This is a genomic window from Amycolatopsis rifamycinica (genome assembly GCF_000695625.1).
Lineage (GTDB): Bacteria > Actinomycetota > Actinomycetes > Mycobacteriales > Pseudonocardiaceae > Amycolatopsis > Amycolatopsis rifamycinica.
Genome location: NZ_JMQI01000024.1, coordinates 131814 through 143971, shown reverse-complemented (window position 1 = coordinate 143971; position 12158 = coordinate 131814). Strand labels below are relative to the sequence as shown.

The window sequence follows — 12158 nt, the reverse complement described above, 5'->3', positions numbered from 1 at the left end:
AACTGGGGGGCAGAGCCGAGGCCGGGACGGGCCGGCCCGGCGGACCCGAGGAGTGCTGCGTTGACGAAGACCAGGGCCCGGCACGCCGGTGCCGTGCCACCGGGACGCCGGTACCACCGTGGCCGCCGGGCGGCGATCGCCCTGGCGGTGGGCGTGCCCGCGCTGGTGGTTCCCGCGCTGGTGCTGACGCGGGACGACTCCGATCAGCGGTGGAACCTGGCGAAAGCCGGCAGCGCCGCCGAACCGGCGGCGCCGGGACACGGGTGAATGACGACCGGCAGCAGTACGGCGGGAGTGCCGGCTCCGGCGTCATCACCGGCGTCCGCGCCGGCCGGCCGCGGGTCGCCACTGGTAGGTTGCCGCCTCGGACGGGGGCTCGGGCAGGGAGAGGACAGCCGGGACCGATGCTCCTCGATGACACGTCGGCGGAGTTCCACGACTTCTTCGAACGGCACTACGCCGAGCTGGGGCGGCTGTCCTCCCTGCTGACCGGCGAAGCGGACGTCTCCGACGACCTGGCGGCCGACGCCCTGGTCGCCTTGTGGCAGCGCTGGGACCGGCTGCGCGAGGCCGAGCACCCGCTGGCGTACGCCCGGGGGGTCGTGGCGAACCTGGCCCGGGAACGCGTCCGCGGCGCGACGCGCGAACGCCGCCGGGTCGCGTTGTTCTGGTCGCGGGACCCGCAGCCGGTGGCGGGCCCGGACGTGGCCGCCGTGGTGGACGTGCGGGCGGCCCTGGACCGGCTGCCCTTCGGGAAGCGGGCCTGCGTCGTCCTCCGGCACGCCTTCGACCTGTCGGAAAAGGACACCGCGCGCGCACTGGGCATCTCGGTCGGCGCGGTGAAGGGCCAAACCTCCAAGGGACTGGCCGAACTGGAACGGCTGCTCGGTGCGCGAGCGGCGGGCGACCTGGCCACGGAGAGGGGCACCCGGTGAACGAAGAGATCGGCAGGCGGCTGCGCGAGGCCGCCGGCGCCCACCAGCCCGACCGCGACCGCATGCTGGCCCGGGTGCACCGGGGCATGGCCGGCACCACCGCCCCCCCCCCGGCGGCGGCCGGGCATCGCGAGGTCCTGGCCCAAGGTGGTGCTCGCGGGCTCCGCCGCGGCCGGCGTCCTGGCCGTCGCCGGCTTCGCCGTCGCCGGAAGCGTCCCGGCCGCGCCGGCGCGCCCGGACGGCGAGACCACGCTCGCCGTCCCGAGCCCGGCGCCCAGCTCCCCGCCTTCCGTCACGACCGGTCCGGTGCCGCCGCCCGCCACGGGAAGCCCGAACCGGACGACCACCGGCCGGCCGTCGTCGAGCACCCCGCCCCCGGCCGGCAACCGGGTCTCGGACGGGCCGCTGTCGGCGGAGGGCGCCGTCGACCCGCACAGCACGATCTACTGGGCCCGGAGCACCCTGACCTTCGCCAGCAGCCGGCCCCTGACCGCGCTGGCCGTGGAAGTGCGCATCACGCAGACCGGCGGCGTGCGGAGCACCGGGCAGTGGCAGACCGGGCCCGCCGACGACTTCACCGTCACCGCGCGGGAGAGCGACGGCGCCGTGGTGTACCGCTGGGAGCTCAAGCCGGGCCGGACGATCCCGGCCGCGCAGCAGGTCTTCGCCGTCCAGTACAACCACGCCGCGGGCGTGCGCCGCGCCGAGACCGACAGCTACCGCGTGCGAGCCACCGCCGCCGACGGCGCCCACACGGTCCACGGTGGCTTCACCGCGTAGGCTGCACTAAGCGGAAAGCCATTCCGAAACTTCCGGAAGGCCCTCCCGGTCAGGCGAGCGAGGTGATGTGTGTCCGAGAACGGGGCAGCTCCGGCGCGCCGGCGTCGCGCCGACGCGCGGCGCAACGTCGACGCGTTGATCGAGGCCGCGGGGACCGTCTTCGCCACCTCCGGCGTGGACGCACCGGCGAAGGAGATCACCGACCTGGCCGGGGTGGGGGTCGGCACGCTGTACCGGCACTTCCCGCAGCGCTCCGACCTGGTCAAGGCGGTCGTGGAAAGCGGGATCGACGCCGTCGCCGACGCGGGCCCGGACCTGAGCGCGGCGCACGAGCCGGCGGAGGCGCTCACCCGGTGGATCCACCGCTTCACCGCGCTGCTCGCGACCAAACGCGGACTCGCCGCGGCGCTGCACTCGGGCGATCCGGCCTTCGCGGAACTGCCCGGTTACTTCCTGCGGCGGCTCGGCCCGGCCCTCGCGGTGCTGCTCGACGCCGCGGTGGCCGACGGCACGGTTCGCGACGACATCGGCGCCGAGGACCTCCTGCACGCCCTCGCCCAGCTGTCGCAGCCGGTCCCCGGGCGAGAGCCCGAACTCAACCAGCGCATCGTCGCGGTCTTCATCGACGGTCTGCGCCGCGCAGGCCCGCCACGGCCGCCCGCACGCCGGCCCGGCACGGTCACGGGTGGCCGGCGATCCGGTCCGGCAGCCGTGCGGCGAGGTACCTGAGCAGGTCCGTGATCCGCCGGGGCACGTGGACGTCGCCGGGCAGCAGGGCGTAGATGTCGGCGGGCGGTGTCGGCACGTCGGGCAGGACCCGGACCAGGGTGCCGCCGGCGAGGTGGGACCGGACCTGCCACTCCGAGCGCATGATCACCCCGTGCCCCCGCACCGCCCAGCCGGTCACGACGTCGCCGTCGTTGCTCGACAGGCGGCCGCGCACGCGCACCTGCCGTGGCCTGCGGGCGTCCCCGAACCGCCACAGGGCGAAATCGCCCTCGTTCTCGCGGAGCACGATGCAGTCGTGATCGGTCAGGTCCTCGATCCGCGTCGGCATCCCCCGGCGTTCCACATAGGACGGTGCGGCGCACGGCACGCGGCGGTTCTTCGCCAGCCGGCGCATGCGCAGCGAGGAGTCCGGCGGGGTTCCGACGTGGACGGCCAGGTCGAACTCGCGCCGGTGGGGACGCAGGGGGAGTGCGGACGTGCGGAGCTCGACGCTCAGCTGCGGGTGCCGCGCGCCGAACTCGCCGAGCAGCGGGGCGACGTGGGCGCGGCCGAGGCCGAGGGTGGACTGGACCACGATGGATCCCCGCAGCTCGGCGGAGCGGTGGGTGACGAGGTCCTCGAGCTCGCGCACCTGGTCGAGGATCGTCTCCAGGCGGGCGGCGAACAGCTCGCCCTCGGAGGTCAGCGCGAGCCGGCGCGTGCCGCGGTTCACAAGCCGGGCGTCGAGCCGGCGTTCCAGTGCGCTGAGGCGCTTGCTGACCACCGGGAGCGAGCACTGCAGCTCGCGCGCGGCCGCCGTCAGCGTCTCGCTGGACGCGACGACGTGGAAGAAGCGGAGGTCGTCGATCGGGGTGGTCATCGCGGCACCTGCCTTTCCCTGACCGAAAGGATAGGTTGCCTCAGGCGCTCTTGTCGTGGCGTTCCCCGCGGATCAGGGTGGAAGCGCACCCCCACCGGATCGACAGGAGCACCTCGTGTCCCAGCGTTACCGCATCGCGGTCGTCCCGGGTGACGGCATCGGCCGTGAGGTCGTCCCGGAAGGGCTGCGGTGCCTGGAAGCGGCCGCCGAAGCCCACGGGTTCGAGCTCGAGACCGTCCAGTTCGGATTCGCCTGCGCCGGCTACTGGGCGCGGCACGGCGAGATGCTGCCGCCGGACTGGAAGGACGTGCTCGGCGGCTTCGACGCGATTTTCTTCGGCGCGGTCGGCTGGCCCGAGGTGGTGCCCGACCACGTTTCGCTGTGGGGCAGCCTCCTGCGGTTCCGCCGGGGCTTCGACCAGTACGTCAACCTGCGGCCGGTCCGGCTGCTGCGCGGGGTCCGCGGCCCGTTGCGGGACCACGGGCCCGGGGACATCGACTTCCTGGTCGTCCGCGAGAACACCGAGGGCGAGTACTCCAGCATCGGTGGCCGGATCTTCGAGGGCACCGACCGGGAGACCGTGCTCCAGGAGACGGTGATGACCCGCACCGGCGTCGACCGCGTCCTGCGCTACGCCTTCGACCTCGCCGCCGCCCGGCCGCGCAGGCACCTGACCTGGGCGACCAAGAGCAACGGCATCTCGATCTCCATGCCGTACTGGGACGAGCGCGCGGCCGAGATGGCCACCCGCTACCCCGGAGTCACCGCGGACAAGGACCACATCGACATCCTCGCGGCCAAGTTCGTGCTCCGGCCCCAGGCGTACGACGTCGTCGTGGCCAGCAACCTCTTCGGCGACATCCTGTCCGACCTCGGGCCGGCCTGCACCGGCACGATCGGCATCGCGCCGAGCGCCAACATCAACCCGGACCGCACCTGGCCGAGCCTGTTCGAGCCGGTCCACGGCTCGGCCCCCGACATCGCCGGGCGGGGGATCGCCAACCCGATCGGCCAGATCTGGAGCGGCGCCATGATGCTCGACCACCTCGGCGAGCCGTCCGCCGCCGCCCGGATCGTCGCCGCGATCGAAAGCGTGCTCGACGAGCAGCCCGGCGCCCTCACCCCCGACCTCGGCGGACCGGGAACGACCGAGGGCCTCGGCGCGGCGATCGCCGCGCGGATCGCCGCCGGGCCGCGGGTGACGGCATGAGCGGCTCCGGCCTGGCCGGTTTGGCGGTCCGGCCGGAGCGGTTCCGGGCCGAAGATGGCCGTTGGGTCGCGGGTGGCGGCGCGGCCCGGCTTCGGCCCGGTCGGTCTGGCGGTCCGGCCGGAGCGGTTCCGGGCCGAAGATGGCCGCTGGGTCGCGGGTGGCGGCGTGAGCGGCTTCGGGCTGGCCGGAGCCGGTCCCGGCCGAAGACGGCCGCCGGGACGGCAGCGCGTTCCCCGACACCGGCGGCACCCCGGCGCTGAGCGCCGCCGACCTCGGGCGGGGACGACCGCTCACGTCCGGTCGGCGGTCGCCGGTGTGGCGGGCGCGGCGAGCAGGTCGCTCAGCCCGCCCCGGGCGTCCTCGATGACCAGTGCCTCGGCCGCCGCCGAGTCGCCTGCCCGCAACGCGCGCACGAGCGCCCGGTGGCTCCCGTAGCGATCCAGGCCGAACCGGTCGTCCTCGGCGATGCGCTCGATCAGCCGCGCCCGCCGCTCCGGCCAGGAGAACACCCGCGTCTGGCCGAGCAGGCGCACGAGCACCGGGTTGTGGGCGCACGCCTCGACGCCCTCGTTGAAGCGCTGCATGGCGTCGAGCAGCCGGTCCAGGTGCCGGGCCACCTCCTGCCCGGCCTGCTGCCGTTGCTTGATGACGATCAGCAGGTCGTCGGCTTCGTCGAGCACGGCGTCGAGCTGGTCCAGCTGGGCCGGGGAGGCGTGCCGCGCGGCGAAGCGGGCCACCATGCCCCGCAGGGCCACCTCCACCTCGGCCAGGTCCTGGATCGCGGCGTCCCCGACGGCCGTCACCTGGACCGTCCGCGGTCCGGTGCGCTCGAGGAGGCCGTCCTGCTCGAGGCGCCGGATGGCCTCGCGCACCGGTGTTGGGCTCACCGACAGCCGCTCGGCGAGCCCGCGTTCGGTGACCTTCTGCCCCGGCCGCAGCTCGCCGGTCGTGACCGCGTCGCGGATGGCGCGGTACGCCCGGTCGGCCAGCGTCTCGGCCGTCAGGCCCTTCAACGTCTCACTCGCCATGGCGTCACTGTATCTGCCACAACAAAGCTATTAAGAGTTACTTGACGTTCTTGCTATAGCAAAAGTAGGTTGACCGGCATGACGACGACGTCGAGCACCCGCGCACGGACCGGGCGGATCACGTTCTTCGTCGCTCTGGCGGTCTTCGCGCAGGAGTCGACGTGGAACCTCTACGACTCGCAGGTGCCGCCGCTGCTGCGCGAGCACCTCGGCAGTGCCGCGCTGATCGGCCTGCTGATGGGGATGGACAACGTCCTCGGCATCTTCCTCCAGCCGTGGATGGGCAACCGGTCGGACCGCACGCGGACCTCGTGGGGCCGGCGGATCCCGTACCTCGTCGTCGGCATGCCCGTGGCGGCGCTGCTGTTCCTGCTCATCCCGCACGCCGCGGCGTCGCTCCCGCTGCTGATCCTGACGATGTTCGGCTACGCGCTGGTCGCGAACTCGTTCAAGCCGATCGCCGAATCCCTGCTCCCGGACTTCGTCCCGCCCGAGCGGCGCAGCCGCGCGAACGCGGTCGTCAAGATCGCGGCCAGTCTCACCGTGCTGGTCGCGGCCCTGATCAGCATCTTCCTGATCGACACGTATCCGAAGCTGTCGTTCGCGATCCCCGCGGTCCTGATGGTGGTGTCCCTGGTCGTGCTGGCCGCGAACGTGCGGGACAGCCGGTCGCCGGCCTACCGGAGCGCCGTCGAGGAGGAACGCGAACAGGCCGCACCCACCGCCCGGGTGCGGGACACCGTGCTCGACATCGTCCGGGACCGCGACCGCAGCCGGCTGCTGCTCATCGTGGCGATCCTCCTCTTCGGCGGCGCGTGGGCCGCCTCGCGGGCGCTCATCACGCCCTACGGGATGGAGGTGCTGGGCCTGTCCCGTGGCGAGGCGGGCGGGCTGGCCCTGCCCAGCGGGGTGGCCTTCATCGTGGCCGCCTACCCGGTGGCGAGGCTCGCCGAACGCTTCGGCCGGCTGCGGGTGATGGCCGTCGGGATGACGGTCTTCGCGGCGGGCATGGTGCTCGGCACCGCGGTGGCGACCCCCGCCGGCGTCGTCACCGGCCTCTGCGTGGCCTCCGCGGGAGCCTCCGCGTTCCTGGTCAACGCGGTCGTCGTGCTGTGGAACCTCGCCCCGTCCACCCGCGTGGTCGGGACCTACACCGGGCTCTACACCGTCGGCTGGGTGGGCGGCGGCTTCCTCGGCCCGGCGCTGATCGGCGGCCTGGTCGACCTGACCGGCTGGCCCCTGCTGCTGCTCCACGTCGCGGCCGTCGCGCTCCTCGCCGTGCTGGCGGTCGCGCGCGTCGATGTCCTGCAGCGCCGGTCGGCCACGGGGCGTGCGCTGTGACCGGGCGCGTGCTGATCACCACGGACTACCTGCGTCCCGGCGACGACGTCGACCTGTTCCTGACGCGTGCGGGCCTGGAAACCGTCCACCTGCCCATGACCGGCCGTCGCGATCCCGCGCACCTCGTGACCGCCCTCGCCGGCATCGACGCGGCCCTGGTGGCCAACGAACCGCTGACGGGAGACGTTCTCGCCCGCGCGCCGCGGCTGCGCGTCATCGTGCGGACCGGCGTGGGGTACGACTCCATCGACGTCTCCGCCGCGGCCCGGCTCGGGATCACGGTCAGCACCCTGCCCGGCGTCAACGCCAACGCCGTGGCCGAGTACACCCTCGGCCTGCTGCTCGCGGGGGCCCGGCGGCTCGTGCAGTCCGCTTCCGGGGTGGCGCGGGGGGACTGGCCGCGCGAGGACGGGCACGAACTGCGCGGTTCGACCCTCGGCCTCATCGGCTTCGGGGCCTCGGCGCGGGCGGTGGTCCCGCTGGCACGCGCCTTCCGCATGACCGTCCTCTGCACGTCCCGCCTGCGGGGTCCGGACGTCCGGTTCGTCGAACTGCCCGAGCTACTGTCTACTTCGGACTATGTATCCGTCCACACGGCACTGACCGAGCGGACGCGCGGACTGCTGGACGCTTCGGCGTTCAAGCTGATGAAGCCGGCCGCGTTGCTGGTCAACACCGCCCGAGGCGCGATCGTCGACGAGGATGCGCTGGTCACGGCGGTCCGCACCGGCGAAATCGCGGGCGCGGCGCTCGATGTCGTGCGCGAAGAGCCGCTGCCCGAGGGCAGTCCGCTGCGCGGGGTGCCCGGGATCGTCGTCTATTCCCACCTGGCCGGGCAGACGGCCGAAGCCCGCCGGGCCGCGGGCCGGCGCGGCGCGGAGGAACTGGTCGCCGCCCTCGCGGGCCGGGGCCGGTTCGTGGTCAACGGAGAGAAATGAGGAACATGGAGACAGTGCGCGTCCTGGCGCCGAGCGGCATGCTCGGCGCCGGCTGGGACCACGCGACGGTCGAGCGCGGCATCGCCCTGGGCGCCGACGTCATCAGCATCGACGGCGGGTCCACCGACTCCGGCCCGTACTACCTCGGCGCCGCGACGGCCAAGACGACGGCCAAGGCGGTGGCGCGTGACCTGCGCAGCCTGTTCACGGCCGCCGCGCGCGCGGGGATTCCCGTGATCGTGGGCTCCTGCGGCACGAGCGGGACCGACGCCGGCGTCGACTGGGTCGCCGGGATCGCCGCCGGGGTGCTGGCGGAAGAAGGCCTGGACCTCAGGATCGCCCGGATCTACAGCGAGCAGAACGCCGCCGGCCTAAAGGAGTACCTGGACCGCATCCACCCGTTGCCGCCCCTGGGCGAGCTCGACGCCGAGACCCTCGAAAGCTGCACGCACATCGTCGGGGCGATGGGCCACGAACCGATCGTCGAGGCGCTGCGCGCGGGCGCCCAGGTCGTGCTGGCCGGCCGCGCGACCGACACGGCGGTCGCGGCCGCCTACCCGCTGATGATGGGCATGCCGGCCGGACCCACGTGGCACGCGGCGAAGATCATCGAATGCGGCGGTCAGTGCACGAGCAACCCGCGCGCGGGCGGGGTCCTCGCCACCATCGACGCCGACGGCTTCACCATCGAGCCGCTCGACCCCGCGGTGTCGTGCACGCCGATTTCGGTGGCCGCGCACATGCTCTACGAGACCGCGGACCCGTTCGAAATGCGCGAGCCCGCGGGCACCCTCGACGTCCGGGACGCGCGGTACACGGCGGTCGACGACCGGATCGTCCGCGTCGAGGGTTCGCGGTTCCACGTCGCCGGCCAGTACACGATCAAACTGGAGGGCGCCCGGATCACCGGGTACGAAACGGTGTCGTTCTCGGCGATCCGGGACCCCCGCATCCTCGCGGACGTCGACGCCTGGGCGGAGCTGATGCGCGCGCTGATCGCCCAGCGGGTGCGCCAGACGCTGGAGCTGGCGGACGACGAGTACGCCTTCGACCTCCGGCTCTACGGCCACAACGCGGTGCTGGACGACCTCGAACCCGAGAGCGGGCCACCGCGCGAGGTGGGGGTGATGCTGCTCGTCAACGCCCCGGACCAGGCGACCGCCACGGCGATCGCCAAGGTCGCCAACCCGCTGATGCTGCACCTGCCGGCCCCGGGGATGGACTACCTGCCGAGCCTGGCGTTCCCGTTCTCCCCGGCGGAGATCGAGCGCGGCGCGGCGTACGAGTTCGCGCTGAACCACGTCGTCGACTGCGCCGATCCCGCCGAGCTGTTCCGCACCGAACCGGGGGAGAAGACCCATGCCTGAGCGCACTCTGGCGGATCTCGCCCACGAGGTCCGTTCCAAGAACGCGGGCCCGTTCTGGGTCACCATGGAACTGTTCATGCGCGACGAACAGGGCTACCGCATCGCGGCGGACCTGGTGGACGCGGGGGTGATCGCGCAGCTCTACCGCGTCGACGAAGGCAGCGTCCGGCTGTTCCGGATCCCGTCGCTCAACGTCGTGAAGATCTCCTTCCCGCGCCCGGTCGGCCAGGGCTCGCTCCGGGACCGCGACGTTCATGCGGGACAGCACCACGTTCCGCTCGCCCGCCTGCCGATCGAGCGCTCGTGATCCGGGTCGCGGACCTGCCCGCCACCCACCCCGGCCGCCGGCTGCTGACCAAACGCTCGCCCTTCTTCGCCGCGCCGGGCGAGCCGCGGTGCAGTTACTGCGTCTACGTGCCGACGAGCTGGACCCCGGACGCCGAACTGCCGGTGCTGGTGGCCGTGCACGGCACCGGCCGCAGCGTCGGAGAGCTGCGCGAGGGGTTCATCCCCTTCGCGGAACGCCACCGCCTGATCGTGGTGATCCCGCTGTTCCCGGTCGGCATCGACGATCCGGACGACGTCGACGGCTACAAGCTGCTCGACGCCCACGGCATCCGGTTCGACCTCGTGCTGCTGGACATCCTGGAGCAGGTGCGGTTCCGGTGGAACGCGCGCGTCGGCAGCGTGCTGCTGTGCGGGCACTCCGGCGGTGGCCAGTTCGCCCACCGCTTCCTGTACCTCCACCCGGACCGGGTCGCCGCCGTCGCGGTCGGCGCCCCCGGCGGCGTGACGCTGCTCGACGACTCGCGCGCCTGGCCGGAAGGCACCGGCGACACCCGGCAGCGGTTCGGGGTCACCGTGGATCCCGGCGCGGTCGCCCGGGTGCCGGTCCTGCTCGTCATCGGCGGCGACGACGACGGGCGGGCCGACCTGGCCGCCATGGGCGACCACGGCCACAGCCGGCCGGAACAGCTCGACCGGCTCGCCGAGAGCCTGCGCCGCCACGGCACCGCCGTGGAGAAGGTCGTGGTCCCCGGCGTGGGCCACAGCGCCGCGGGAACACGACCGCCGGTCACCGCTTTCTTCGCCCGTCTTCTGTCCGAATGAGACACCTTGCGAAAGGGGCCCCTGTCCGTACAGCCTGATCTGGAGGGCTTCTCCGACCCCGGATATCGTCCGCCGCCGTACGCCACGACCCGTCAGGAGGCGCTGCGCCCCTGGGCGACGCCGGCGAAGAACGTGCGGCCGCTCATGGTCATCGCGGGCTGGAACTCGCTCATCAGCCGGGTGCGGATCGGCGAGTCCGCGAAGCGGGGTTCCAGCTGGAACTCCGCGGCGATCGACCACCAGGTGACCGGGACGACGCCGGACAGCACCATGCGCTGGATCGCCGTGTCGTGGGCTTCCTTGCTCGTGCTGGCGGTCGCGTCGGCCACCACGTACGTCTCGTAGCCGGCGCGCAGCGCGCCCAGGGCCGTCTGCAGGACACACCCGTCGGTGGCGATCCCGCCGATCAGCAGCCGGCGGCGGCCGGTGGCCTCGACGGCGGCCCGGAAGGCCGGGTCGAGGAACGCGTCGAAGGCGGTCGCGCGCTCGATGACCGGCTGGTCGCCGAGCACGGCGAGCAGCTCGGGGTAGAGCGGCCCGGAGGGCTTGGCCGGCTCGCCGTTGGTGACGACCAGGCCGGCGCCGTAGAGCTTCGCGGTCTTGGCCAGGCCGGCCACGTTGTTCACGTGCTCGCGCAGATCGTGTGAGCGCAGCAGGTTCGCGAAGCCGACGGCGTGGTCGACGAGCACGACGGTCGCGTTGTCGGGAGACAGGGGTTCGAGGTTCATGCCGGTTCCTTCCGGGTGGGATCGATGGCGGCGCGGACGGCGGGGGCGATCTCGCGGCCGAGCCGGTGCACGGACTCGCGCACCCGCCCGGGCGGCAGGCCACCCCAGTCGGCGAGCAGCTGGACGCGGTCGTAGCCGACGACGTCGTGCAGGCGCACGAGCTTCTCCGCCACGTGCTCGGCGGTGCCGATCATCAGCGGCCGGTCCGGTCCGGTGCCGTCGGTGAAGTCCGGCCGCGACACGGCGTACCCGCTCCCGCCGGGCCGCTTGGGCCGCAGGAAGTCGTGGTAGTGGCGGTAGGTCGAGGCCGCCTCCGCCGCGGAGGCCGCGCCGAAGTAGTGCGCGGCGACCCCGACCCGGAGCCGGTCGCCGTGGCCGGCTTGCCGTCCGCGGCGCGGTAGAGGCCGGCCAGCTGCCGCAGGTGGCCGGGGTCGCCGCCCAGGTAGCCGAGGATCAAGGGGAGCCCGAGCGCGCCGGCTCTCGCCACGCTCGACGGTGAGCCGCCCGCGCCGATCCAGACCGGGAGGGACTCGCTGCGCGGCACCACGACCGCCCGGTCCAGCGGCGGCCGATCGCGGCCGCGCCAGGACAGCACGGGTTCCTCGCGCAGCCGCAGCAGCAACGCCAGCTTCTCGGCGAACACTTCGTCGTAGCGCGCGATGTCCACCCCGAACAGCGCGAAGGGTTCCGGGTAGGCGCTGCGCCCGGCGGTGATCTCGGCGCGTCCGCCGCTGAGCAGGTCCAGCGTCGCGAAGTCCTGGTACACCCGGACCGGGTCGTGCACGCTCAGCACCGTCACGCCGCTGGTCAGCCGGATCCGGGTGGCCGCGCGGCCACCGCGGCGAGCACGGGCACGGGCGACGACACGGCGAAGTCCCCGCTGTGGTGCTCGCCGACGCCGAAGACGTCGAGACCTTCCTCGTCGGCCTGCACGCCGAGGTCCACGATCTGCGCGAGGCGGGCGGCTTCGGTCACCTCCCGGCCGTCCACCGTCCGCGGCTGCCGGTCGCCCAGGGTCGCCACGCCGATCTCGACGCTCATCGCCGCTCCCGCCGTCTCGAAAACTGGAAGGGGTCTTCCATTTCCGCTACGGTACGCTATCCGGAAGACCTCTTCCAGATCGGGGTGAGTGA

At 73.4% G+C, this 12158-nt stretch carries 14 protein-coding genes and 1 pseudogene; 10 read left to right on the top strand and 5 right to left on the bottom strand.

Annotated features, from left to right (window positions below):
* Positions 1-60: 60 nt before the first annotated feature.
* The 4 genes from DV20_RS11530 (at position 61) to DV20_RS11515 (ending at position 2444) form a co-directional block, all read left to right on the top strand.
* Positions 61-267 (top strand): hypothetical protein, encoded by a 207-nt coding sequence (locus DV20_RS11530; protein ID WP_043779236.1) that lies wholly within the window; start codon positions 61-63, stop codon positions 265-267.
* Positions 268-404: 137 nt separating this feature from the next.
* Positions 405-935 carry a SigE family RNA polymerase sigma factor gene (locus DV20_RS11525; RefSeq protein WP_043779235.1) on the top strand — a complete coding sequence of 177 codons (531 nt, stop codon included), beginning with the start codon at positions 405-407 and terminating at the stop codon, positions 933-935.
* Positions 936-1085: 150 nt separating this feature from the next.
* Positions 1086-1715, top strand: a complete 630-nt coding sequence (locus DV20_RS11520) for a hypothetical protein (RefSeq protein ID WP_235190791.1) — start codon at positions 1086-1088, stop codon at positions 1713-1715.
* Between the two features lie 69 nt (positions 1716-1784).
* Positions 1785-2444: a TetR/AcrR family transcriptional regulator gene (locus tag DV20_RS11515; protein WP_051735902.1), complete on the top strand. Its 660-nt coding sequence runs from the start codon at positions 1785-1787 to the stop codon at positions 2442-2444.
* On the opposite strand, the gene DV20_RS11510 is transcribed toward DV20_RS11515, so the two are convergent.
* A complete protein-coding gene (locus tag DV20_RS11510; RefSeq protein ID WP_043779232.1) occupies positions 2395-3303 on the bottom strand; it encodes a LysR family transcriptional regulator in 909 nt (302 codons plus the stop codon). The genes DV20_RS11515 and DV20_RS11510 overlap by 50 nt on opposite strands.
* A gap of 115 nt (positions 3304-3418) precedes the next feature.
* Here DV20_RS11510 and DV20_RS11505 point away from each other — a divergent pair, with 115 nt between their 5' ends.
* Positions 3419-4513: a tartrate dehydrogenase gene (locus DV20_RS11505; RefSeq protein WP_043779227.1), complete on the top strand. Its 1095-nt coding sequence runs from the start codon at positions 3419-3421 to the stop codon at positions 4511-4513.
* Between the two features lie 290 nt (positions 4514-4803).
* On the opposite strand, the gene DV20_RS11500 is transcribed toward DV20_RS11505, so the two are convergent.
* Positions 4804-5541 carry a GntR family transcriptional regulator gene (locus DV20_RS11500; protein WP_043779225.1) on the bottom strand — a complete coding sequence of 246 codons (738 nt, stop codon included), beginning with the start codon at positions 5539-5541 and terminating at the stop codon, positions 4804-4806.
* A 78-nt stretch (positions 5542-5619) separates the two neighbouring features.
* Here DV20_RS11500 and DV20_RS11495 point away from each other — a divergent pair, with 78 nt between their 5' ends.
* From DV20_RS11495 to DV20_RS11475, 5 genes are read left to right on the top strand one after another with little or no spacing between them, the layout of a single operon-like run.
* Complete coding sequence (locus DV20_RS11495; protein ID WP_043779224.1) at positions 5620-6882, top strand: MFS transporter; 1263 nt, start codon at positions 5620-5622, stop codon at positions 6880-6882.
* Positions 6879-7820 carry an NAD(P)-dependent oxidoreductase gene (locus tag DV20_RS11490; protein WP_043779222.1) on the top strand — a complete coding sequence of 314 codons (942 nt, stop codon included), beginning with the start codon at positions 6879-6881 and terminating at the stop codon, positions 7818-7820. The genes DV20_RS11495 and DV20_RS11490 overlap by 4 nt, the downstream gene beginning before the upstream one ends.
* 5 nt (positions 7821-7825) lie before the next feature.
* Positions 7826-9187, top strand: a complete 1362-nt coding sequence (locus DV20_RS11485) for an acyclic terpene utilization AtuA family protein (protein ID WP_043779221.1) — start codon at positions 7826-7828, stop codon at positions 9185-9187.
* Positions 9180-9494: a DUF4387 domain-containing protein gene (locus tag DV20_RS11480; RefSeq protein WP_043779219.1), complete on the top strand. Its 315-nt coding sequence runs from the start codon at positions 9180-9182 to the stop codon at positions 9492-9494. Before DV20_RS11485 ends, DV20_RS11480 begins: the two co-directional genes overlap by 8 nt.
* A complete protein-coding gene (locus tag DV20_RS11475) occupies positions 9491-10297 on the top strand; it encodes a hypothetical protein (protein ID WP_043779218.1) in 807 nt (268 codons plus the stop codon). Before DV20_RS11480 ends, DV20_RS11475 begins: the two co-directional genes overlap by 4 nt.
* Positions 10298-10389: 92 nt before the next feature.
* Here the strand turns inward: DV20_RS11475 and DV20_RS11470 are convergent, their stop codons facing one another.
* The 3 genes and pseudogenes from DV20_RS11470 to DV20_RS46145 all read right to left on the bottom strand — a co-directional run bounded on the left by DV20_RS11470 (position 10390) and on the right by DV20_RS46145 (position 12066).
* The gene (locus tag DV20_RS11470; RefSeq protein ID WP_051735901.1) at positions 10390-11025 is read right to left on the bottom strand and encodes an isochorismatase family protein; all 636 of its coding nucleotides are present in this window, start codon (positions 11023-11025) and stop codon (positions 10390-10392) included.
* Entirely contained in the window at positions 11022-11219 is a 198-nt protein-coding gene (locus DV20_RS46150) for a hypothetical protein (RefSeq protein ID WP_200876396.1), read from the bottom strand. The genes DV20_RS11470 and DV20_RS46150 overlap by 4 nt, the downstream gene beginning before the upstream one ends.
* Positions 11219-12066 (bottom strand): annotated as a pseudogene (locus tag DV20_RS46145) (LLM class flavin-dependent oxidoreductase). The gene DV20_RS46150 and the pseudogene DV20_RS46145 overlap by 1 nt, the downstream one beginning before the upstream one ends.
* Positions 12067-12158 lie beyond the last annotated feature (92 nt).

Bases quoted from the DNA above. Each gene is read 5' to 3' on its own strand.
- DV20_RS11525 (WP_043779235.1), top strand. From the start codon at position 405: ATGCTCCTCGATGACACGTCGGCGGAGTTCCACGACTTCTTCGAACGG.
- DV20_RS11510 (WP_043779232.1), bottom strand. From the start codon at position 3,303: ATGACCACCCCGATCGACGACCTCCGCTTCTTCCACGTCGTCGCGTCC.
- DV20_RS11500 (WP_043779225.1), bottom strand. From the start codon at position 5,541: ATGGCGAGTGAGACGTTGAAGGGCCTGACGGCCGAGACGCTGGCCGAC.
- DV20_RS11495 (WP_043779224.1), top strand. From the start codon at position 5,620: ATGACGACGACGTCGAGCACCCGCGCACGGACCGGGCGGATCACGTTC.
- DV20_RS11485 (WP_043779221.1), top strand. From the start codon at position 7,826: ATGGAGACAGTGCGCGTCCTGGCGCCGAGCGGCATGCTCGGCGCCGGC.
- DV20_RS11480 (WP_043779219.1), top strand. From the start codon at position 9,180: ATGCCTGAGCGCACTCTGGCGGATCTCGCCCACGAGGTCCGTTCCAAG.
- DV20_RS11470 (WP_051735901.1), bottom strand. From the start codon at position 11,025: ATGAACCTCGAACCCCTGTCTCCCGACAACGCGACCGTCGTGCTCGTC.
- DV20_RS46150 (WP_200876396.1), bottom strand. From the start codon at position 11,219: ATGATCGGCACCGCCGAGCACGTGGCGGAGAAGCTCGTGCGCCTGCAC.